The organism is Chryseobacterium phocaeense (assembly GCF_900169075.1).
In the GTDB taxonomy this organism is placed as follows: Bacteria; Bacteroidota; Bacteroidia; order Flavobacteriales; family Weeksellaceae; genus Chryseobacterium; species Chryseobacterium phocaeense.
In genome coordinates this window covers 1,966,326-1,988,248 of record NZ_LT827015.1, presented here as the reverse complement: position 1 = coordinate 1,988,248, position 21,923 = coordinate 1,966,326, and the positions used below count along the sequence as shown (strand labels likewise).

The 21,923-nt window shown below is 38.4% G+C and carries 18 protein-coding genes; 8 read left to right on the top strand and 10 right to left on the bottom strand.

All coding sequences use genetic code 11. The annotated features are described in order from the left end of the window. Nucleotides 1-107 precede the first annotated feature (107 nt). Nucleotides 108-668: a tetratricopeptide repeat protein gene (locus B7E04_RS15820; RefSeq protein ID WP_080779488.1), complete on the bottom strand. Its 561-nt coding sequence runs from the start codon at nucleotides 666-668 to the stop codon at nucleotides 108-110. A gap of 192 nt (nucleotides 669-860) precedes the next feature. Between B7E04_RS15820 and pepE the strand changes: the two genes are divergently transcribed. The 4 genes from pepE (at nucleotide 861) to blaIND (ending at nucleotide 5,147) form a co-directional block, all read left to right on the top strand. Further along, complete coding sequence (gene pepE / locus B7E04_RS15815) at nucleotides 861-1,553, top strand: dipeptidase PepE (protein ID WP_080779487.1); 693 nt, start codon at nucleotides 861-863, stop codon at nucleotides 1,551-1,553. 129 nt (nucleotides 1,554-1,682) lie between these two features. Continuing rightward, entirely contained in the window at nucleotides 1,683-3,053 is a 1,371-nt protein-coding gene (gene dacB / locus B7E04_RS15810; protein ID WP_080779486.1) for a D-alanyl-D-alanine carboxypeptidase/D-alanyl-D-alanine endopeptidase, read from the top strand. A 3-nt stretch (nucleotides 3,054-3,056) separates the two neighbouring features. Next, nucleotides 3,057-4,217, top strand: coding sequence for a sensor histidine kinase (locus B7E04_RS15805; RefSeq protein WP_228440043.1), 1,161 nt, complete (start codon nucleotides 3,057-3,059; stop codon nucleotides 4,215-4,217). A gap of 198 nt (nucleotides 4,218-4,415) precedes the next feature. After that, nucleotides 4,416-5,147: an IND family subclass B1 metallo-beta-lactamase gene (blaIND, locus tag B7E04_RS15800; RefSeq protein WP_080779484.1), complete on the top strand. Its 732-nt coding sequence runs from the start codon at nucleotides 4,416-4,418 to the stop codon at nucleotides 5,145-5,147. A gap of 53 nt (nucleotides 5,148-5,200) precedes the next feature. Here the strand turns inward: blaIND and B7E04_RS15795 are convergent, their stop codons facing one another. The 9 genes from B7E04_RS15795 to B7E04_RS15755 all read right to left on the bottom strand — a co-directional run bounded on the left by B7E04_RS15795 (nucleotide 5,201) and on the right by B7E04_RS15755 (nucleotide 16,768). Then, nucleotides 5,201-7,057 (bottom strand): M61 family metallopeptidase, encoded by a 1,857-nt coding sequence (locus B7E04_RS15795; RefSeq protein WP_080779483.1) that lies wholly within the window; start codon nucleotides 7,055-7,057, stop codon nucleotides 5,201-5,203. A 199-nt stretch (nucleotides 7,058-7,256) separates the two neighbouring features. Further along, entirely contained in the window at nucleotides 7,257-8,888 is a 1,632-nt protein-coding gene (locus tag B7E04_RS15790; protein ID WP_080779482.1) for a M1 family metallopeptidase, read from the bottom strand. 84 nt (nucleotides 8,889-8,972) lie between these two features. Beyond that, a complete protein-coding gene (locus B7E04_RS15785; protein WP_080779481.1) occupies nucleotides 8,973-9,365 on the bottom strand; it encodes a hypothetical protein in 393 nt (130 codons plus the stop codon). Nucleotides 9,366-9,377: 12 nt separating this feature from the next. After that, a complete protein-coding gene (locus B7E04_RS15780; protein ID WP_080779480.1) occupies nucleotides 9,378-10,130 on the bottom strand; it encodes a class I SAM-dependent methyltransferase in 753 nt (250 codons plus the stop codon). After that, complete coding sequence (locus tag B7E04_RS15775; RefSeq protein WP_080779479.1) at nucleotides 10,094-10,858, bottom strand: DUF2071 domain-containing protein; 765 nt, start codon at nucleotides 10,856-10,858, stop codon at nucleotides 10,094-10,096. The genes B7E04_RS15780 and B7E04_RS15775 overlap by 37 nt, the downstream gene beginning before the upstream one ends. Beyond that, nucleotides 10,851-11,237 carry a DoxX-like family protein gene (locus B7E04_RS15770; protein ID WP_080779478.1) on the bottom strand — a complete coding sequence of 129 codons (387 nt, stop codon included), beginning with the start codon at nucleotides 11,235-11,237 and terminating at the stop codon, nucleotides 10,851-10,853. Before B7E04_RS15770 ends, B7E04_RS15775 begins: the two co-directional genes overlap by 8 nt. A gap of 172 nt (nucleotides 11,238-11,409) precedes the next feature. Then, on the bottom strand, nucleotides 11,410-14,373 hold the full coding sequence (locus tag B7E04_RS15765) for a reprolysin-like metallopeptidase (protein ID WP_080779477.1): 2,964 nt from the start codon (nucleotides 14,371-14,373) through the stop codon (nucleotides 11,410-11,412). A 396-nt stretch (nucleotides 14,374-14,769) separates the two neighbouring features. After that, nucleotides 14,770-15,597 (bottom strand): twin-arginine translocase subunit TatC, encoded by an 828-nt coding sequence (gene tatC / locus B7E04_RS15760; protein WP_062647481.1) that lies wholly within the window; start codon nucleotides 15,595-15,597, stop codon nucleotides 14,770-14,772. A gap of 211 nt (nucleotides 15,598-15,808) precedes the next feature. Then, nucleotides 15,809-16,768 (bottom strand): KpsF/GutQ family sugar-phosphate isomerase, encoded by a 960-nt coding sequence (locus B7E04_RS15755; RefSeq protein WP_080779476.1) that lies wholly within the window; start codon nucleotides 16,766-16,768, stop codon nucleotides 15,809-15,811. Between the two features lie 158 nt (nucleotides 16,769-16,926). On the opposite strand from B7E04_RS15755, the gene recQ reads away from it, so the two are divergent. The 4 genes from recQ (at nucleotide 16,927) to B7E04_RS15735 (ending at nucleotide 21,804) form a co-directional block, all read left to right on the top strand. Then, nucleotides 16,927-19,131 (top strand): DNA helicase RecQ, encoded by a 2,205-nt coding sequence (gene recQ / locus B7E04_RS15750; protein WP_080779475.1) that lies wholly within the window; start codon nucleotides 16,927-16,929, stop codon nucleotides 19,129-19,131. A 550-nt stretch (nucleotides 19,132-19,681) separates the two neighbouring features. Further along, complete coding sequence (locus B7E04_RS15745; protein WP_080779474.1) at nucleotides 19,682-20,764, top strand: glycosyltransferase; 1,083 nt, start codon at nucleotides 19,682-19,684, stop codon at nucleotides 20,762-20,764. 65 nt (nucleotides 20,765-20,829) lie between these two features. Further along, nucleotides 20,830-21,174: a hypothetical protein gene (locus tag B7E04_RS15740; protein ID WP_080779473.1), complete on the top strand. Its 345-nt coding sequence runs from the start codon at nucleotides 20,830-20,832 to the stop codon at nucleotides 21,172-21,174. A gap of 303 nt (nucleotides 21,175-21,477) precedes the next feature. Continuing rightward, nucleotides 21,478-21,804, top strand: a complete 327-nt coding sequence (locus B7E04_RS15735; protein ID WP_080779472.1) for a hypothetical protein — start codon at nucleotides 21,478-21,480, stop codon at nucleotides 21,802-21,804. Nucleotides 21,805-21,923: the final 119 nt, after the last annotated feature.

The following is a 21,923-nucleotide window of genomic DNA, read 5'->3' as shown; positions in this document are numbered from 1 at the left end:
AAGTTCATGTTGGACAGGTATACACTTATTGTATAGTTGAATAAATTCTAAACTGGGATTGAAACGACGACTAAAAATAAAAAAATCCGGATTTCTCCGGATTTTAACTATGAATTTAAAGCTTTGCTAAGTTTTAGAGCGTCCTGATTGGTAGGATCATACTCCAGGGATTTAGCAATATGTTGTTTTGCCTTGCCTGGGTCAGTTTTCTGTTCTGTAAAGGCAAGATAGAAATAGGCGTAGGCCAGATTCTTTTTATTTTGTTCTACTTCTGCAGGTTTTACAGCGGCTACATATTTTTCATAGGCCAGTTTTGCATTGGCATCATCTTTAGCTGATTGGTAGGCATAAGCCTGACTGTAATATGATGGAGCCCAATCCGGCAATAAAACTGATATTTTTTTCCATGTATCTACTGCGTTGGTCCAGTCTGAAGCATCCTGATAGGCGGTTGCCAATTTCACCAGTGCATCCGTATCTTTCGGATTGGCTTCAATCTGCTTTTTAAGACCTTCAATAGATGTATCTCCTGTTTGTGCTGTAGTGGCTGTAGTTGTTGTGCTGGCTGCCGTATCTGTTTTAGTAGTCTGTGCATTGACAAGACTTGCAGTTCCGGCAAATATTAACCCCAGAAATAAGTTCTTAATATTGATTTTAGTCATTTTCATAATCTTACATTTTTAAAATTCTTTTTTCTAAAATCCAAGAATAATTCCAGAAAACCTCAAATTTTAGAAGCTTTAAGTTTTTTTAGAAGATATTAACGGATCAATTGTTTTTTTTAGCTTAATTTTTGATTCGTCGGTGTTTGAGTTTATCTTTGTATCAGTTTTTCACATAATCACTATAATTTTCCTGAAATGAATATCATATTAGCGTCCACTTCCACCATTTTCGGTGGTGAATATTTAGAATACTTAAGAGAAGAATTAATCACATTATATCAGGGTATTGATGAAATTATTTTCATTCCGTTCGCAAGGCCCGGCGGTATTTCTCACGACGATTATACCACAAAAGCACGTTCATTTTTTGAAACCATCGATATAAAAGTCAAAGGCCTTCATGAATTTGAAAACAAGAAAGAGGCCCTGAATCATGCCAAAGGATATTTTACAGGCGGTGGAAATACATTCCTCTTGGTGAAAACCCTGCATGAAGAAGGTTTAATGTCGGTTTTAAAAGAAAATGTTGAATCCGGAAAAGCGTATCTGGGATGCAGTGCCGGGAGCAATATAGGAGGACAGAATATGAAGACTACCAATGATATGCCTATTGTATATCCGCCAAGCTTCGATTGTATGGGATTGGTTCCTTTCAATCTCAATCCGCATTATCTTGACCCAAATCCAGACTTGAAGCACAACGGGGAAACCAGGGAAACAAGGATCAGAGAATTCCTGACTCAGAATGATGTAAAAGTAGTCGGCCTCCGTGAAGGAAACTGGATCAGAAGGACAGGAGACACCATTACGGTGGAAGGAAGTGAGCTGACGAGGATTTTTGAAAAAGATAAAGAACCTTACGAAATAGAGGCAGGCAGCCTGCTTTAAGCCATTAAAATCAAACTCTTATTTTTATTATATTTGATTAAGAATTGAATATAATGTTGTGAAATACATTCCAAAGCGTCAAAACCGTAGCGTTGGAATGGAAAACCCGGATTTATCAAAAAAATTGCAATGAAAAAAACACTTGCAGTGCTTACACTGTCGGTTCAGATGATTTCTGCTCAGAATATTGCGCAGAAACTGGATAAAGCCACCAAAGACCTTATGGAATCTTCGGGAGCGGTGGCATCCGGATTATCGTTCTACGTTACCGATGAAAACGGGACGCTTATTTACGAGTATCAGGGAAATAAAGGTCTTTCCACAGCTTCTACACAGAAAGTTTTCACCGCAGCAGCAGCTTTGGAAACATTGGGAAAAGACTATACTTTTAAAACAACCGCCGGATATTCCGGAAACCTGTCTTCAGGAACATTGAACGGGGATCTGATCATCAGTTCCAACGGAGACCCTACGTTGGGAAGCTGGAGGTATGAGGCCTGTAAACCGGAAAATTTTAAAAAGAAGTTTATTGAAGCGGTAAAGAATTCAGGAATCAAAAAGATCACGGGTAATCTGGTGGTTGATGATTCTTATTTTGACCATCAGACGATTCCGGGAGGATGGCCGTGGGATGATCTCGGGAACTATTACGGGGCCGGTGTCTGGGGAGTTAACTGGCGGGAAAATCAGTTTGACATTAATATTAACGGGACCGAGTTTAAAGGTTTTTCCTATCCATTGGGAAATATTAAATGGCTTAATGACCTGAAGGCAGGAGGAAGCTCGGATCAGAGTCTTATTTTTACTGCTCCCCATTCTGAAGTCGCATTAATAAACGGAACATTGCCGGCTGGAAAAACAGTGACGGTTTCAGGGGCTCTTCCCAATCCGCCGCTTCAGCTGGGAACCGAAGTTGGGCAGTGGCTTAAAGAATCCGGTATTGAAATCTCAGGAAAGACGGTAACGGCTTCACAGCTCGAACTGGAAGGGAAATCTGCTCCGGCAGTGGCAAAAAATACCATTCTGACCTATCAGTCGCCGACTCTGGATAAAATCGTATATTGGTTTTTAAGAAAAAGTGTCAACCTGTATGGGGAAACTTTAATTAAAACCTTGGGAAAGGAAAAGAAAGGAAATTCCAGCTTTAAAACCGGAGTGGCTTATTTAAAAGAATTCTGGAAATCAAAAGGTATCAACCCGAATATGATCAATTTTGCTGATGGAAGTGGTCTTTCACCCCAGAATTATGTAGCCGCGAAAGCAGAAGTCCAGGCGTTGCTGTATGCAAAAAAACAATCCTGGTTTGATGCTTATTATGATGGTTTTCCGGTTCAGGAAAACGGAATGAAGATGAAAAGCGGAACCATGAGGGATACCAAATCTTTTGCCGGCTATCACACCGCGAAAGACGGAAAAAAATATACATTTTCAATCATTATCAACAACTATCAGGGAAGCGGAAATGCAGAACTGCAGAAAATCCTGAATGTTTTAAAATAACAGATTTTGAGGAAATCCATATTTGCCAGGCTGAATAACTGGATCATATTTTTGCTGATGACCATTGTGGTGGTGACCATTGTGGTCGCTTCAACTATTCTTATCAATTTTCTCAGGAAAGAGGAAATCAAAAGGGTAGATATCCTCGTAAGTGCGCTGAAATTTCAGCAGGAAGTAACACCAAGTCTGGAAGTACAGGAACTGATCCTTAAAATATACAGCTCCAATACAACCATTCCAATGGTTGTGCTGGATCGGGAAGACCGTCCGATGGTTCATAAAAATATTCCACAGGAAATTGAAAAAGATCCTGTTCTGGTTACCCTTTTAGCAAAAAAAATGGCAAAAAGCTATCCGCCTATTGAAATCAAAGTTCCGGACGGGAACAATCAGTTTGTGTATTATGACAACTCTCAGATTCTTAATAATTTACGCTATTTTCCTTATTTCTTAGGTTTTTTTATTCTATGTTATTTCCTGTTTTCATTCTGGTTTTTGAGGACTATCAAGAAAACGGATGAAGGATACCTCTGGGCCGGACTGGCAAAGGAAACAGCCCACCAGATCGGAACTCCTTTATCATCTATGATCGGCTGGATAGAAATTATGAAGCTGGATCATCCGGATTCGGACGGTGTACATGAAATAGAAAGAGATATCGAAAGACTGAGGACCATTTCCGAACGTTTCTCAAAAATAGGCTCGGTTCCTGAGCTGAATGACCTGAATTTTAATGAAACCATTTCAGAAAATTATGATTATTTAAAAACCCGGATTTCCAGAAAAATAGATTTCAGCCTGCACCTTCCTACCTATACTATTCTGGTGCCCCATAACAAGATTCTGATGAGCTGGGTGATTGAAAACCTTGTAAAAAATGCGGTAGATGCCATGAAAGGTGAAGGAATACTGGAAATGTATGTCTTTGAAAGAAATAAAAATATCCTTGTTGAAGTAAAAGATTCCGGAAGCGGAATGACCAAACAGCAGGTAAGAAATGTATTCAAACCGGGATATTCAACCAAGAAGAGAGGCTGGGGACTGGGACTTTCACTGGCCAGAAGAGTCATTCATGAATACCACAACGGAGACATTAAAATTTCCCAGACCGAAGTAGGGAAAGGAAGTACTTTTAGAATCACAATTAAAAAAGGAAAAGCGTAAATATATCGTTTTCTTGCTGCCTAACGAGTCTAAGGCTTCATCAGACTTTTATAGTATTAAAAAAAGTTAAATCCTTCTGATGCCGGTTGGATTAGATAAATTATAGATAAATTTGCACTTCTTTCAGGCCTCAATTGATTCCAATGGGCCCTTTCAGCAATTTACATTTCGATTGTTCAATTAAATACGATAAAAATTATGAAGAAAAGTGTTAAGGTTTTTACGGTGTTGTTTTTATTTTTAATTAATTTTTTTAATGCGCAGGTGCGTGATTTTGTCATTGAGAAACCTTTTGGTGAAAACCTTTATCTGTACAAAACCTTCGGTGTTTTTGGCGGTAAAGAATATTCTACCAATGCGCTCTACCTTGTGACCAAAAAAGGAGTGGTGCTGTTTGATGTTCCCTGGCAGAAAACCCAGTATCAAAGCCTTATGGACACCATAAAAAAGCGTCATAATTTACCGGTAATTGCTGTATTTGCTACGCATTCACATGAGGACAGAGCCGGAGACCTGAGCTTTTACAATAATAAAGGAATCAAAACCTATGCAACAGCCAAAACCAATGAGCTGTTGAAGAAAGAAGGAAAAGCAACCTCCAATACCATAACAAAGACCGGAAAAAAATATAAGATCGGCGGCGAAGAATTTGTAGTAGATTTTCTGGGTGAAGGCCATACAGCAGATAATGTGGTGGTATGGTTTCCGAAATATAATGTTCTGGATGGTGGCTGTCTGGTAAAAAGCAGCTCTGCAGTTGATCTTGGGTATACGGGAGAAGCCAATGTACAGCAATGGCCTGCAACTATGAAGAATCTGAAGGCCAAATATCCTGCCAGCGCCAAAGTGATCCCCGGCCATGACGAATGGAAAGGAAATGATCATGTAAAACATACGCTGGAACTTTTGCAAAAGCAAAGCAGCAAGTAACAAAATAAAAAAGCGGGAAAATTTTTCCCGCTTTTTTTATACCTGTATTTTTATTATTTCTTTCCGGTCAGCCATTGGCTTTGCAGCTTCTGTTCTGCTGCGGTTGGGCTGGCTTTATACTGAAGCGTTTCTATAGTCATTTTATCCAGTATGGCCTTACCTTTAAGGTCTATCTTATCTGTTTTATCACCATTTTTTCTGATAATGGTAACGGTAACATTTTGCCCTTCTTTAATGGTTTTGGTATAGTTGATGAAATCCTGAATCTTCTGGATATCAATAGTTTTTCCGTCAAGCGCAAAAATCTCGTCTGTAATTTTAAATCCTATGCTTTTGGCGAAAGGAGAGAGTGCAGAGCTTTCGTCAAATACGAACGTGTTGTTCTTATCGTTAAACCCTGTCTGGTTAGGATCTTTAATGAACCAGAAAAGAGGCGGTGTATCCTGCTTTTTAGCTTCTACGCCTACCATGCTCAGGTATTCTGCGTATGGCGTCGGCTGGTTGCCTGCGATATATTTATTGTAAAAATCCTTCACCTGAGGGTATCCGGTAACCGTAACCAGTTCATCAATCAGCTTGTCATCTTTGAACGGCTTGTTTTCCCCGAATCTCTGGGACAGCTTTCTGATCATATCACGATAGCCCATTTCCCCGTTGGACAGTTTTCTGAGTTCAATATCCAGACACATAGCCAGTAACGCTCCTTTCTCATACACGTTTCTATACTGGTCTTTGTATTCATCCTTCAGAACGTTTTTACTCATCACCGTAAAAGGCATGGTATCATCGTAGTTCTTTGAATTGGTAATTTTCTCATTGATTCTCTGCAGGAATTCGTCCTTATTGATCAAACCTTCCTGGATCTGGAAAAGATTGGCAAAATATTCCGTTCCGCCTTCGTACATCCAAAGATGCTGTGACATTTTAGGATCGGCATAATCAAAATAATGAATCTCTTCAGAATGTGTTTTCAGTGGATTTACGGTATGGAAAAATTCATGCGAAACCACGTCTGTGATTGTTTTATCAATCGCTTCTTTCGGCATCATTTCAGGAAGTACCACACTGGTGGATTCGTGATGTTCCAGTGCCCCGAAACCTTTGATCTGCGGACCGTCACCTCCGGAAAGGTAAAGCATGATCGCATATTTTTTATTGGTATTCATGTCACCCAGGAATTTTTTCTGGGCCATTACCATTTTTTCAAGATTATCTTTGAAGTCTGCCGCTTTGTATTTTCCTGTCGGAGAATAAACACCCAGTACCAGATCCATTCCTCCGGCATTGAAGGTAATATAATCAGGTTTGGTGTACATCAGCGGCGAATCCGTTACTTTGGCATAATTAGCGAGGGTAAAGGTATCTGTAGCATCGGATTTGTCCTGGTCTACCAACGCGGTTGTTCCATAGAATCCGGCCGGCTTCTGAATGATCAGCTGGTAAGGAACATCCTGCATATTATCAATATATCCAATGAATCCATGGGTATTGATCATAAAGATTTTTCCTTCTTCGATATCGGTTCCTGACGGGGAAAATACAGCCTTGTGTTTTGAATTGTCCATTTCATCATCAAAACTGTCATTCACGAGGTAGGTTACCTTGCTTAAATCTTTAGCATTTTTTAGTGAATACGTATTATCATTAACCTTGGTATACGTTAGTTCCCTTCCTTTATTATCATAAAACTTGATGCCTTCCACAAATCTTCCGTAATCATCTACAGAATAAGTACCGGGAACGGTTTTAGGAAAATGAAATTTGATGTCTCCCGATTTCATTTTAGGGAATTCCATCGTTACGGCTACCTTGTCGTCTTTTACATTCACAAGATCAATCGTTGTTTTGATGGACTGGGCATTGGCCATAAAGGCTGCGAAAAGACCCAGGCTGATTGCTGCTTTTCTCATTAGGTTTAAATTTTTATAGTTAAATAGTAGTTTTTTTATCAGTTTGTTACGGGGGAAGACATAAAGTTTTCTTAAAATTTGTGAGGGAGAGGCAAAAAGGTAAAAAGGCAAAATTGCGAAAAAGCTTTTGGAGGTTTAAATATAAAAAGACTACCTCGTATTTTGCAGTTTCACCCTTTCGCCTTTTTGCTCTTTCGCTTTACTGAATGTTATTATAATTAATAAAATAGTTCTTATTAAACTCTACCGGACCGTTTTTCTTAAGTTTAATTGTCTGCCAGTTTTCCGTTGGGGCGATGGTTTGATCACCATTAATCATAAGAGGAAGTTTCAGATCTTTAACCACATCGGTGTAACGGAATTTTAAAGAATCCCCCGTTTGAGAATATTCAAGGGTAGGGATTTTTGTCGTTCTTAAATACTGATTGAAGATGGTGGAAAGATCAATTCCTGATTTGGATGACATATAATCTTCGATCTGTTTGGTGGTGACCGTCTGATGATAGAAATCTTTACCCAGTCCTCTCAGGATCTGTCTGAATTTTTCATCATTATTGATCACCTGGCGTATGGTATGCAGCATATTGGCTCCTTTCGGATACATATCACCGCTTCCTTCATTTCTTACACCGTATTTTCCAATAATGGGAACATCGTTCTGGATCATATTACGAACCCCGATTCCGTATATATCCGCTGATTTCTTATCCATATATTTCTCCGTGAAAAGCACCTCGGAATACATGGTGAAACTCTCATGGATCCACATATCCGCCTGGTCTTTGGCGGTAATATTATTGGCAAACCATTCATGGCCGCTTTCGTGGATAATGATATAATCCCAGTTGAGTCCTACACCGGTTCCGGAAAGGTCTTTGCCCAGATATCCGTTCTTATATCCGTTTCCGTAGGCTACATTGCTCTGGTGTTCCATTCCGAGATAAGGAGAGTCTACCAGCTTGTAAGAATCCTCATAAAAAGGGTAGGGCCCGAACCAGTATTCAAATGCGGAAAGCATCGGTTTTACCTGCTGAAACTGCTTCTTTGCTTTTTCCAGGTTGTGGTCCAGAACCCAGTAATCAAGGTCCAGTTTTCCTTTTTCACCGGTAAATGTATCTTTAAAATTGACATATTTGCCGATATTAGGGATGATAGAATAGGCGTTGATCGGATTTTTAACTTCCCAGGTATAAGCCGTTTTTCCTCCTTCTGTTTTTTTGCTGATCAGTCTTCCGTTTCCTATGCCTACAAGGTCGTTCGGGGTAATAATCTTCATAATGATTCCGTTGTCCGGCTCATCACTCCAGATATCTTTGGTGGGAAGCCATATGGAAGCACCGATTCCTTCATCGGCAACACTCATCCACGGATTTCCATTTTCATCCTTAGCGAAAACCCAGCCGCCGTCCCAGGGTGCGTTTTTTGCAATCACAGGATTACCGGAATAGCTGACATCAATGGTATATTTTTCTCCCTTTTTGAATTTCTTTTTAGCGGTAACAAAAATAAAGTCACCATCCTGATTGTATTTGGAAACAGGGAAATTAGCCTCTACTTTGTCCGCTTTCATTGGCTTTTGAAGATCAATCTGAAAAACAGGATCGGTGATGTCCCTGGTGATTTCAAAACTGATTTTGTTATAGCCTTTGATACTTTTCTGTGCAAAATCAGGTTCCACGGAAAGATCATATTTTTTTACATCCCAGAAATTTCTGAATTGGGTATCAGATCCTTTTAAAGTATCCTGTTTGGTGAAAGCTTTATCTTGCTCGAAAAACTGTCCGAAAGCAAGCCCCGAAGCAAATAAAAGTGTATATGTCAGCTTTTTCATTTAAAATCAAATTAAATTCAACCAAAAATAGAAAAATTAATGTCAATTATTTAGATTTTAGTACAAATAGTTTTAGATGACGTACTAAAAGCAGATGATCCAAAACAATCCGCTCAGGTATACCCAAAGCAGGGAAAAAATAATGTGGACAATGGTTTCAAAAGTTTTTCCTTTCCATAACGCTGAAGAATAACCAAAAAACTGGATGAACAGCCGGATGGTCCAGAAGACGGCAAATCCAAGGGCAATTTTTCTACCGAAAGCGGTTCCTGTAAGCTCTTGCGGGGAGGTTACACAAAGCAGGCCCATAAGAAATACCGTTAAGGCTATAAAGATGGTATGAACCCACATCATTTCCCGGTTCATCAGGCTTAATGACTGAAGTTCCTTTTCCCAGTTAAAATATTTCGGGAAAATAATATGAACACATGCTAAAACAATTAAAAGCGTTCCTGTGATCTGTAGGTGAATTTCCATGGCATTGGATGATTAAGGTGTAGAAATAAAAACTGACATAAAAGAGGTGAATTTTACCTCTTTGAATGATGCAAAACCGGCATTAATAAAAGCATTTCTCCATACAGCTTTTGAGAAAAAATGAGTAAAGCCTACAGAAAAAGCCAAAAAATTCGGAAAATCCCTCAGGTGCTCTACCATAATTATCTTCCCATCCGTTTTGCATAAGCGGCGGCATTCTTTTAAAAAGATGATCTTTTCTTCATGTGACCTTATTTCGTGTACAGCAGAGAGCAGAAAAATAATATCAACTGACTGATCAGGCAAAGGAATTGAACCGGTATGTATCTGTTGGGTGTCTGGGTATACAATACTCACTTTTCTGGCTCTTACTATAGCCGGTTCCGTATGCCGTTTCGCATCATAAAAATCAAATACTTTTAAATGGGCTTGTGGAAATTTGTCTTTGATAATGTAGCTCGTTTCATCAAACCCCGCATTGATATTTAAAATATTTTTTGCTTTTGACTCATCAATGGAACAGTCTTTCAGCCACTGAAACTCATAATACCCCGAAAAATCATAGATGTATGCTGATACTATTAATGGCGTGATAAGCCCATAAAGAAATGCAGCTATAATAATCCAGTATAAAAGATCCGGCCATTCAAATATCTGATGACTGGCTGTTATTAAAGCTAAAACTCCTATTCCTATAATATAAAAATGACGGTTGAAGCTTAGAATATTCAGGACACCCTGAAATTTTCTTCTTTTTGTTTCCATGATTCAATTTTTCCTTTTTTCCAGTAGTATGGAATGTTGTTAATGATAAAAGCATTGGCCAAAACAGCGTTTTCCAGTTTAAGCGTATCTAAAAATCCGAAATTATAGTTGAGAATCTGTACCGGTGCGGGAGTCCAGTTTTGTCTTACCCCTTCGATGATAAGTACTTCCCGGGTTTCTTTATTGTAGGTAAAAGTGAATGGCAGCGGCCCTGCAAATCTCCTTGCTTCTTTCCAGTCTGCAAAGGGAGAGTTGGGTGAGAGAGGAATATTTTCTTCTTTTTTACTGATGCTTACTTTAAATTTTGACTTAACAGATTGTATTTCTTTTACATTTCCCTTTTCCTTCTGCTGAATGTCTGTTGTGGAATAATTGTAATGGGTAAATAGATTACCCATCACTTCCATTTTCTTTTTATCCGTTTCAGATTTAAGAATATACAGTCCGCGCAGGTTTTTTCCGGTATTGCTCCTGTATCTTACAAATACGCGGTAGCCGATCAGGAAAAAGTCATTTCCCATGAACTTCGGAAACCCTTTTGGGCGTAAATTTTTTGTCTGAACCATTGCTGCTGCTACAAAAGCCCATTGATCCTGGAAAGTATCGAGTTCCAGACACTCCGGAATAAGAGGTTGCAGCTGTTCTTTGGGAACTGCAAACGTCAGTACAAGAGAGCTTTCAAAAAAAGCTTCTACTGAAAACGGATGGTTTTTTAAAAAGTCAAACATGATGGTTTAGTTTTTTTGGATTTAAATGAAACTCATTAAAATAAATAAGTACAATAAAGAGAAAAGCAAATAATGAATTGTACCTGCCCCAAAGCAGTAAATCAGGAGCCAATATAAATTCAAGGATATTCATAGATGCAATGATTGTAATTTGAGCGAGTGCATTGAATCTGGAATGAATTCCCGTTATAACCCAGACCGCCATTACAATTTCTGAGCAGCCGATCAGAACCGTTAAAAACCTTGAATAATGACTGTCTAAAATTCTTGCAACAATCTCCTCATGACGCGGAACAAAATTCAGTATTTTACAGAAGAGACCATTAATAATCCAGACTGTAGCTATACCGTAATTGATTATTTTATAAATGCTTTTCATAGGATTAAGAATTAGTCTTGTTAATTTCTATTCAAAGATAAAAATATTTTTGAACTTTCAGTAATTATTGAAAATAAAATATTAAAAAAATTAGAATGACACGGATAACTGATAAAAACCAAAATAAAAAGCCCGGCTTTTAGCCGGGCTCTGAGATTATAGAATAAAAGGTTTATTTCTTAATGAACTTCAGTTTTGAAACAGTTCCTTTGTCCTCAATCGTAATAACGTATACTCCTGTGCTTAATTTAGCTACCGGGATTTTCTGACCGGAAACAGTACCGTTCATTACAGACTGTCCTGCCATATTAAAGATGCTGAATTGTGCCTGGGAAGAAATATTAGTCACATTCAGAACATCATAAGCCGGGTTAGGATAAATCTGTACAGAGATATCGTCTTTCACTACATCGCTGGTACCTAATGCCTGAGGAAGAATTTTTACCGCATAATCTTCAACTTCCCCGTAAGCGAAGATGGAACATCCGCTGGTTGGCTGGTCATCATAGGTAAGGATAACTCTCATTGTTGTATTCAGAGGTCCTGCATAAGCATCCGCCGGTACTGCAAATGTTGCTGAAACCGGTGTAACAATATTGGCTGCGCTGGTATGGATCATTTCAGAAGCAGAGAAGTTTCCATCCCTGTTGAAGTCTATCCATGCCGTTACCCCGTCATTATACTGATCGGCTGTCCACTGTTTTGTAATACTCACGGTATTACCGGTAGAACCTTGTGTAAGGGTAATCAGTTTGGAAGGGTCAGTTGCATAGTTGGTATATGCTGCACCGGCACTCGCATTTGACATTGGAGTTTGTCCGACAGGAGTTACCGTAACATTTGAAATAAATTCGTCCGCAGGACTGGCAGAGGCGTTGCTACACAATGTATAACCTAATGTCGTAAAGTTAGCCACTGCAGAGAATGTTCCGGTGGTAGAACCACAGATGTTGGCTATCTGGTATTCATACTGTGAAGCATTATCCAGTCCTGAAAGGAAAGATGAGTTAGCCGTTACCGTAGCGGAAATCCAGGTAGGAGCTCCTACTTTTCTGTATCGGATGGTGTACTGGCTTCCCTGAAGTGCAGCCCAGTTGATATTGGCCGAAGACATAGTTATTCCCGAAACAGCAATTCCTGTAGGCTCTACGGTAGAACATGCCGAAGAGTTGGCACTCACTGTTGCATTACCAATGGCATAGAATACATTGTTAATCGCACTTACCCTGATCTTCACAGCGGAACCGTTAGCCAGTCCGGTGAACATAAATGGTTCAGCTCCGTCATTTGGAGTAGAAGGGGTAATTACGGTCCAGGTTGCTCCATTATTGGTTGTGTAGTCAATTTTAACATTCTGCACATTATACGTACTGTTGTTGGTATTGGCTACGTCCCAGGTGATCGCTCCGGCTGTATTATTATAAACATTCGTTGAAGTTACTTTGAATGGACCTTCATTTCCTACTTCCAGATTGATTCTTTCGCTCTGAGTCTGTTGTTTTGTAACATCAGGGTTGTTGTCTCTTACGGTTACTTTGAATCTCATTCCTCTAGGAACCGTTGAAACAGTTTCCCAGCCGGCCACATTTGAAACAGAACCGTTAAGAACTGTCGTAAGAAGAGGGAAATATCTTGAAGGGGATGCAGAAGGCATTACAGATCTGAAATTAGCTCCATGTCTGCGGGTAGCACTTACAGCTCCGAAAGTAGCCTGAGCAAGATCATACTGTTCCCATGTATAAGTCATCGGGTCATTTTGGGCATCGGCAGCATCAGCTGTCAGGACAAATGCCGTGTTTTTTGGAATCGTTCTGCTGGCCAGGGGCTGAATAACAGGTGCAGTATTGGTGGTGATCGTAGTAACGGTACCGCAATCCTGGGAATTTACATAAGCCTGTACTTCTTCAATATTTTTTACGTGGAAGTAAGCATCGGAATTCATCTGAACATTGGCATTGGTGATACCGGCGTATCCCATAATGGTAGATCCTGATCCCGGTTCCATATGGGCACCGTGCTGAGCAAGCGACATGGTGTGCGCCCCTCCGAACTGGTGGCCAATTTCATGAGCTACAAAATCAATATCATAGGTATCTCCGAAAGGCTGGTCTACGATTAATGGAGAAGTAATTCCCGCTCCTTTTGATGTGGCGTCATTGTTATTAGCAGGATTTCTACATACATTTCCAACATCACCGGCACTTCCGCCACCGCCTCTGTGTCCGAAGAAATGGCCAATATCATAGGCATTATTTCCTATAGCAGCAGTAATGGCCTGCTGAACCTGAAGATTCCATGCTGACGGAGCACTATAATTTCCACCGCCACTGTTAATTACAGGGGAATAGGGATCTGTGTTAGCATCCGGGAAGATCAGTTGAGGAAGATCCAGAACATTCATATGAATACCAAAATCTTTTTCAAAGACCCCGTTTACTCTTGCCATAGTAGCATTGATACGGGTAGCTGCACCGGGAACGCCTCCTGCAAGCTGAGTATATTCACCATTTACGGAGATGGCTAATCTGTAAGTTCTGTATTTAAGGTCATTGCTTTTATTGAAACTTCCTGAACCCAGAACGTTTTTAGACTGAATTAAGTTGCTTATCTGTTTTTTTGAATGTTCAGGCTCAGCTGTTGTACATTCAAAAGGTTTTCCGCCTTGCGTTTTATTGGATTTGAAGAATACGCCATACACATCTTTTTCTTTATTGATAGGTTCAATAAACTCGTATTTTCCTGTAGTAGCGTCAAAAAGCATGGATTGGAAGTCATTTGGCGCCGTACTGAATCTGATCTGCTTATGCGGGTTGTCTATTCCGATCCCTGAATAAGCCCCCAGCTCATAACGGTCTGCCATAGATTTTTCAACTACAGGAGCGCTGTATACTGAAAATCTTTCTATTTTTCCATCGGCCGTAGGTAAGGAAATAATTACCGGACTGGCTCCGTTTCCTGCTTCAGGTGCATTTTTTAAAAGTGCTCTGATGGAGTTCACGTCTACCTTATAAGAATAGAGTACATTGACTTCCTTCCTTACGGGCGCAACTTTTTGAGCTACGGGCTCCCAGTTTTGTGCATGTAACCCAATAAAACTTGAAGCTAATGCACAAACAAGAATAATTCTCTTTTTCATAAAAATTTCTATATATCGTTTAAGCAAATATAGGATTATTTAGTATTATATCAATATTTAGTAAATTGTTTTATGTGTTTTTAATTGTACATTTTTAAGTTAGTTTTGTGAAAAAAATACTATTAATCAAATATTTAAGTTATTTAATTCTTTAATAATTTATTATTTATAAGATTGGATAAATTTTTATAAAAAGTATTTTTTTAACTACATCAATAAAGAATCCTGTTAAAGACTTTTTCAATCTTTAATAATATATTGAATCAATGTACTGAATAAAGAAACTTTCTGCTAAAAGTTATTTAGCTGACTGAATCGTAATTTTGCGAATAGGCGAATAGGCGAATAGGCGAATAGGCAAAAAAGTCTGTTAGCCTTTTTGCAATTTTACCATATTTATTTCTGTACTACAGGTAAATTTCCGGCTGCCTTCTGAACCTTCTTATAGGTAAAGGAACACATGATAATACTGATCTCATAAAGAACAAGCAGAGGAAAAGCTGCCATCAGCATACTCAAAACATCTGCAGGGGTAATAATAGCGGCTACCACCATAATCAGAACAATAGCATGACGACGGTAGGTTTTCATAAACATAGGCGTAAGGATCCCTATGCTGGTAAGGAAATAAATCAGAATAGGGAAGAGGAAAATAACTCCCATTCCCAAAATCACCTGTAAAAACAGAGTGGTATAATCACTTAAATCATAAAGTGGAATAATGATGTCGGAGATTTTGAAGATCACCCCGAAATTAACGGCAAACGGAAGAATCAGGAAATAACCGCATAGAACTCCGGTCATAAACAGGATCCACACCGCATTGATAATAAATATGGAATTCTTTCTTTCTTTAGGATGGAGCGCCGGCCCGATAAAACGCCACAATTCCCACACAATATAAGGAAAAGCACCTACGATACCACCGAAAACAGACACAGCCATCATTACATTGAACTGCTGATAAAGTCTTTGTACACGAACGGGGAATTCTTTCGGAAGCTTGATACTGTCTTCCCCTAAAAGCATTCTTGAAAAATGATTGACTACCTTGAAAGTTGGAAAATCATTTCTCGTAGGCCCAAAAAAGATATGGTCCATGATCCAGTTGATATTGAATCCTACGGCTATTGCAACAATTATTATGGCAATAATTGAACGGACAAGATGACCTCTTAATTCTCCAATATGTCCCAAAAAGGACATTTCTTTTTTTTCGTCCATAGTACTAGAGTCTATTCAGGTAGCAGATCCGGTGAGACCGGCTATTTAAGTCTGCGAAATTATGAAATAATAATCAGTATTCAGAATTATTGACGCGGATTTTATTGAAGTTGAACCCGCAAATATTTTTAAACCTGATTTTCAGAAAAAAAACAGACGGTATTGATGGATACCGCCTGATTGATTTATATATTGCAATGATTTGAAAAGATTAATTGATCCCTTCATCAAGCAGGGTGTGCAGGTCAATAATCCCGAAGTAATTTCCGTTTTCGGTGACGATGAGCTGGCCGATGTTATTTTCTTTTAAAATTTTCATAGCCTCTTTCGCCAATGTATCTTTTTCAATCGTTTTAGGATGGGCAGACATGATGTCTTTTGCCTGGATTGTAGTGATATCATCTCCTTTCATCAGCATTCTCCGTAAATCCCCGTCGGTAATAACCCCGATGATTTTTTCTTCGTGAGTAACCACCGTGATTCCATGGCTGGATGCACTGATCGAGATAATGACATCCCTTACCGGAGCGTTTTCTTCTACCTGTGGCTTTTGCGGCGATAAAAACTGATCTACTTTCGAAACCAGGTTTTTCCCCAGACTTCCTCCGGGATGGAATTTAGCAAAATCATTCTCCCTGAAATCATTCAGTTCCATTAAAGCTACGGCTAAAGCATCGCCCAGCGCCATCTGTATGGTGGTAGAGCTTGTGGGTGCCAGTTTATTCGGGCAGGCTTCAACGTCTACGTGAGTGTCCAGGACAATTTCAGAGAACTCTGCCAGTTTGCTGTTTTTATTCCCGGTCATTCCAATAAGAGCGGAAGAATAGTCTTTTAAATAAGGAACAAGGTTGGCTATTTCGGGAGAGTTTCCGGAATTGGAAATGCAGAGTACCACATCTTGCTTCTGAATCACGCCAAGGTCTCCGTGTATCGCTTCCGAAGCATGCAAAAACTGGGAGGGAGTTCCGGTAGAATTCAATGTTGCCACAATTTTATTGCCCACGTGGGCAGATTTTCCTATTCCTACAACAATTAATTTCCCCTTTGCGGAATGAATAATTTCAACTGATTTGGCAAAATCTTCATCAATTCTGTTCTTTAATTTTTCAAGTTCTGAAATTTCTATCTCCAAAGTGCTTTTAGCAATTGAAATAATATCGGCTCTTTCCATTTTATAAGTATAAGGTATACAAAAAATCCCCTGAAAAACGTTATATTTAAAAAAGAATATTTAATATAAGTTTTATTTTTTATAAATTCGTTCGCTTTTATTTTAAGCAGAATTTTTATAACTTTGGGTTGGATGCAAATTTAGCAATAGAAAATTAGATGAGTGCAAAAAAAGCCAATTTATCAGGCGAATTGAAAAAGTATTTTGGGTTTTCTACATTTAAAGGCCAGCAGGAACAAATCATAGAAAACCTACTAAGTGGGAAGGATATATTTGTCTTAATGCCGACAGGGGGTGGTAAATCATTATGTTATCAGCTTCCGGCACTTATTTCAGAAGGTACCGCAATCGTAGTTTCACCTCTTATCGCGTTAATGAAAAATCAGGTAGATGCGGTAAACGGCCTTTCATCTGATGACGGGGTGGCGCACGTATTAAATTCATCATTAAATAAGACACAGACAAAACAGGTTTTTGACGATATCAAAGCAGGAAAAACCAAACTCCTGTATGTAGCTCCGGAATCATTAATCAAGGATGATTATCTGGATTTCCTGAAAGAAGTGAAAATCTCTTTTGTAGCCATTGATGAAGCCCATTGTATTTCAGAATGGGGACATGATTTCAGACCGGAATACCGGAACCTTAAATCAATTATCGACAAGATCGCCGATGTTCCGGTGATTGCTTTAACCGCAACGGCAACACCAAAAGTCCAGGATGATATCCAGAAAACACTGGGTATGGCTGATGCATTGGTATTTAAGGAAAGCTTCAACCGTCCCAACCTGTATTATGAGGTACGCCCGAAAGTCAATATAGATAAGGAAATCGTAAGATTTATCAATCAGCACAAGGGAAAATCGGGAATTATCTATTGTCTGAGCCGCAGAAAAGTGGAAGAATTTGCCCAGCTGCTTCAGGTAAACGGAATCAATGCACTTCCGTACCATGCAGGTCTTGATCAGAAAGTAAGAGTGGCCAATCAGGATAAATTTCTGATGGAAGAAGTAGATGTGATTGTCGCGACCATTGCATTTGGGATGGGTATCGACAAGCCGGATGTACGTTTTGTGATCCATTATGATTTTCCTAAATCCCTGGAAAGTTATTATCAGGAAACGGGAAGAGCGGGAAGAGATGGCGGAGAAGGGTACTGCCTGGCTTTTTACGATCCAAAAGATATTGAAAAACTTGAAAAGTTTCTTGCTCAGAAGCCTGTTTCCGAAAGAGAAATCGGGTTGCAGCTCTTAAATGAAGTGGTAGGCTATGCTGAAACTTCAATGAGCAGAAGACAGTATATCTTATATTATTTCGGTGAAAATTTTGATCCGGTGAAAGGGGAAGGAGCAGATATGTGTGACAATTCTTCCAATCCTCCAAAGTTAAAAGATGCAACGGCCGATCTGAATAAAGCTTTGAAACTCATTAAGGATACCGGAGAAAAATTCAAGTCCAAGGACCTGATCTCAGTGATCATGGGAAAAGAAAATGCCGTTACGAAATCATATAAATTAGAGCAGACTTCTCATTTCGGTTTTGGGAAAGAGGAAAAAGACAATTACTGGAAAACCATTCTGAGACAGGCTACTGTTCAGGGTTTTCTGCAAAAAGATATTGAAACCTACGGGGTTTTAAAAATGTCTGAAAAGGCAAGAAATTTCTTAGATGGAAAATCAAAAGAACCATTCCTGATTGCTGAAGACAGGGAATTTGACCTGAGCCAGGCCAAAGCGGAAAGCGAACAGGTACAGATGCAGGCTGGTACAGGCCTGGACCAGAATCTGTTCGGACAATTAAAAGATCTGAGGAAAAAAGTAGCCAAAAAGCATGGAATTCCGCCTTATACGGTTTTCATGGATCCCAGTCTGGAGGACATGACCGTTCAATATCCTATTTCACTGGAAGAAATTGCGAAAATTTACGGAGTAGGAGAAGGAAAAGCCAAAAAGTACGGAAAAGAATTTGCCGACTTTATCAGGGCATACGTTGAAGAAAATAATATCGAGCGTACTCAGGATATGGTTCTGAAACAGGTGGCTAACAAATCCAGTCATAAAGTTTTCATTATCCAGAGCACCGACAAAAAAATTGATCTCGAAGACATTGCCAGAGCCAAGAATCTTTCCATGAACGAACTTTTGAAGGAAATGGAAAGTATTGTTTATCAGGGAACAAAACTGAATATTGATTATTATATTGAAGATAATTTCGATGAAGATATTGTAGACGGTTTCATGGAATTCATGACCGAATCTGAAAGCGACAGCATGAAAGTGCTTCTCGATGAATTCGGAGATGAGCTTTCTGATGAAGAAGTAAGAATGCTGAGAATAAAATTCATCAGTGATGTAGCAAACTAAGACAATCTCTTTTTAAATATCAAAGCTCTTCCTACCGAAGGGCTTTTTTTGTGGCGAACTTGTGAGGTATTCATTGCTTTCCGTTGTTCGGTTTAAGATTTAAGGTTCAAAGTTTAATGTTTTAAAAGTTTTAACGTCTAAAAAAAATCTGCTTTATCTGCATAATCTGCGTAAAATTATTTTCTTGAGACATTAAGAGCAGTTAAGAAGATAAGAAAAGTTAAGAGAAAAATCTAAAGATTTTTTTAAGTGATAGCGCATAAGCGAAGTTCAAACTTAATATTCTTAAAAGCTTAAATTAATCTTAACGGTTTAATTTTTTCATTTCTCGCAGATAAAGCAGATTTTTAGGATGATGAATAAAAATCTTTGATTTTTTTTAAAAAACTTACGTGAACTTCTTTTCTCAAAATTTTTAAACTTAGAAATAACTAAAGTATTCAAAAACTTTTGTGACTTTTGTGGTTAATATTAATTCTGCAATGGTATTAAAACCGATCAATCAGCCATTATTTGAAACTTACCAAAACTTTTTACTAATTTTACACTGATGAAAAAGATTTCTGTCATATTTATTCTGCCGGATCTGGAAACCGGTGGCGCAGAAAGGATTGTTACCACTATTGCGAATCATCTTTCCAGAGACCGTTTTGAACCCAAAATCCTGTTGCTTCGCAAACAGGGCGGATATCTTAATTTTCTAAAAAAAGATGTTGAAATCATAGATATCAACACGGAAAGGATCAGGCATTCCTTAAAGCCTATTTTAGGGGAAATCTACCGCAGGAAACCGGATATTGTTTTTTCCGGTTTTGGTGAAGTGAATGCATATCTGGCTTTATTTATTAAACTTTTTCCGAGAACAAAATTTATTGCAAGAGAAACGAATGTGGTGACGCAGCATGTAACCCGGAAAGAGATCAAGTTTTTCTACAATTTTTACAACAATTATCAGAAAATTATTGCACAGAGCGATGATATGATGCATGACCTTGTTGATAATTTCAATATCAGGAAGAAAAAAATCATCAAAATAAACAACCCTGTTGATTTTGATTTTATCAATGAAAAACTGGCACATTCCGTAAAACCTGATTGCTTTAAATACAATTTTAAAAATGTGGTCGCTATCGGGAATCTCTCTTCAAGAAAAGGATTCGATAATCTTTTAAAAGTCTTTTCGAGATTGAAAAATGAAAATATTTTATTGCACATTCTGGGCGATGGAAAAGACCGGGAAGTTTTGCATCAGATGAAAGATTTTCTGGGGCTAAAAAACGTTATTTTCCACGGCAGGCATGATAATCCGTACCAATTTTTGAAGTTTGCGGACCTTTTTATCCTTTCTTCGCGGTATGAAGGTTTCCCGAATGTCCTTCTGGAAGCCGGAGCATGCGGAACCTATTCTCTGGCCAACAACTGTCCCGGGGGAATCAATGAAATCATCCAGCATCAGGTAAACGGAGAAGTTTCAAACATTGAAAATTATGAAGATTTCTCTCAGAAAATTATGAAAGTGCTTCAAGGAAATTATAACCGTGATGCTATAAAAAATTCCATACGGTCCAGGTTTTCCAAGGATATTATTCTGAATAAATATGAGAAAGCCTTACTGGATTTGATGAAATCATAATAATTCTGTCAGGATATATAGATTCTTATTTTTACATTTGGCCTTTTAATTTTATCCGAAAATCAATGAACAAAGTCCAGCAAATAGGTTGCGCTTGTGAGAAGCCTACCCCGAATTATACTGAATACAGAACTTCTGAGTTAGGAATAGACCACACAAACGGAAGATATGGAGAAGTAAGTATCCAGCAGTGCAAACTCTGTCAGAGAATATGGATTCACTATTTTGTTGAATATGAGCATTATCCCAAATCAGGGAGATGGTATAAAGGAATTGTCAGCAAAAAAGATCGTTCGCATATCACCCCTGAAAATGCAGTAGAATTTCTGGAAAGTCTTGAATGGTATGTGTATGGAGGCTCTTTTTTTGAGAGCACGGGAGCGTTTGGTCATGGAAAACTGAATGTGTGAGTGCTGTAAAAAAAATAAATAACCTGAGTTCGGGATAAGAGATTTCTGTTTTTATCATATGGTCAGGAAGTTTGAAGGCAGAAGAGGGAAGTTATTGAAGTCTGAAAGCAAAAATTTTAAAATAATATTCATTTTTAAAGCCAGCTTTATCAAATTCTATGGCTGGTGTTTAATATGAGTGCCTGGTATTAACTTCCAGCCTCATTCTTCCAGCTTCCAGCCACTTCACCTTAAATTTCTTATCCCGAACTTAAGTTAAATAATAAAACAATAAAAACTAAAATCATAACCAGATAAAAAAACATGAATAGCCAAATAAAGGAAGAAATCTATAACAAATACAAAACTTACCTTGCCGGAAATTATAATGAAAAATATATCTATCGGTTAATTATTCAGGAAGGTTATAACCAACAGGATGTAGATGAAGTAATGAAAGACATCCATGCAGATCAGCAGAAAGTATTAAAACAAAAAAATAAATACCGCTCTGTTATAAGTATTCTGTTATATATAGCAGGTACCGCTGTACTTATTTCGGGAATTGTGCTGATGATGCTGGGAGGAATTAAATTTGGAATTGCTTTGATTATTTTTGCTGTAATTATATGGATCAATGCCAATAGATAGTACTTATTTTTTTAATCTTAACTTCAATACATAAACTTGATAAAACTCACTTGGGTGCTTGGTAATTTATATGTAAATTTGTGAGAATTAAGAATGATAATAATAAATAAATTCATATA

Excerpts from the sequence above, each read along its gene's own strand:
- B7E04_RS15745 (WP_080779474.1), top strand. The coding sequence starts at position 19,682 with ATGAAAAAGATTTCTGTCATATTTATTCTGCCGGATCTGGAAACCGGT.
- blaIND (WP_080779484.1), top strand. The coding sequence starts at position 4,416 with ATGAAGAAAAGTGTTAAGGTTTTTACGGTGTTGTTTTTATTTTTAATT.
- B7E04_RS15755 (WP_080779476.1), bottom strand. The coding sequence starts at position 16,768 with ATGGAAAGAGCCGATATTATTTCAATTGCTAAAAGCACTTTGGAGATA.
- B7E04_RS15820 (WP_080779488.1), bottom strand. The coding sequence starts at position 668 with ATGAAAATGACTAAAATCAATATTAAGAACTTATTTCTGGGGTTAATA.
- B7E04_RS15780 (WP_080779480.1), bottom strand. The coding sequence starts at position 10,130 with ATGGAAACAAAAAGAAGAAAATTTCAGGGTGTCCTGAATATTCTAAGC.
- B7E04_RS15795 (WP_080779483.1), bottom strand. The coding sequence starts at position 7,057 with ATGAGAAAAGCAGCAATCAGCCTGGGTCTTTTCGCAGCCTTTATGGCC.
- B7E04_RS15740 (WP_080779473.1), top strand. The coding sequence starts at position 20,830 with ATGAACAAAGTCCAGCAAATAGGTTGCGCTTGTGAGAAGCCTACCCCG.
- B7E04_RS15790 (WP_080779482.1), bottom strand. The coding sequence starts at position 8,888 with ATGAAAAAGCTGACATATACACTTTTATTTGCTTCGGGGCTTGCTTTC.
- B7E04_RS15770 (WP_080779478.1), bottom strand. The coding sequence starts at position 11,237 with ATGAAAAGCATTTATAAAATAATCAATTACGGTATAGCTACAGTCTGG.
- B7E04_RS15735 (WP_080779472.1), top strand. The coding sequence starts at position 21,478 with ATGAATAGCCAAATAAAGGAAGAAATCTATAACAAATACAAAACTTAC.
- tatC (WP_062647481.1), bottom strand. The coding sequence starts at position 15,597 with ATGGACGAAAAAAAAGAAATGTCCTTTTTGGGACATATTGGAGAATTA.
- B7E04_RS15785 (WP_080779481.1), bottom strand. The coding sequence starts at position 9,365 with ATGGAAATTCACCTACAGATCACAGGAACGCTTTTAATTGTTTTAGCA.
- B7E04_RS15775 (WP_080779479.1), bottom strand. The coding sequence starts at position 10,858 with ATGTTTGACTTTTTAAAAAACCATCCGTTTTCAGTAGAAGCTTTTTTT.
- dacB (WP_080779486.1), top strand. The coding sequence starts at position 1,683 with ATGAAAAAAACACTTGCAGTGCTTACACTGTCGGTTCAGATGATTTCT.
- B7E04_RS15765 (WP_080779477.1), bottom strand. The coding sequence starts at position 14,373 with ATGAAAAAGAGAATTATTCTTGTTTGTGCATTAGCTTCAAGTTTTATT.
- recQ (WP_080779475.1), top strand. The coding sequence starts at position 16,927 with ATGAGTGCAAAAAAAGCCAATTTATCAGGCGAATTGAAAAAGTATTTT.
- pepE (WP_080779487.1), top strand. The coding sequence starts at position 861 with ATGAATATCATATTAGCGTCCACTTCCACCATTTTCGGTGGTGAATAT.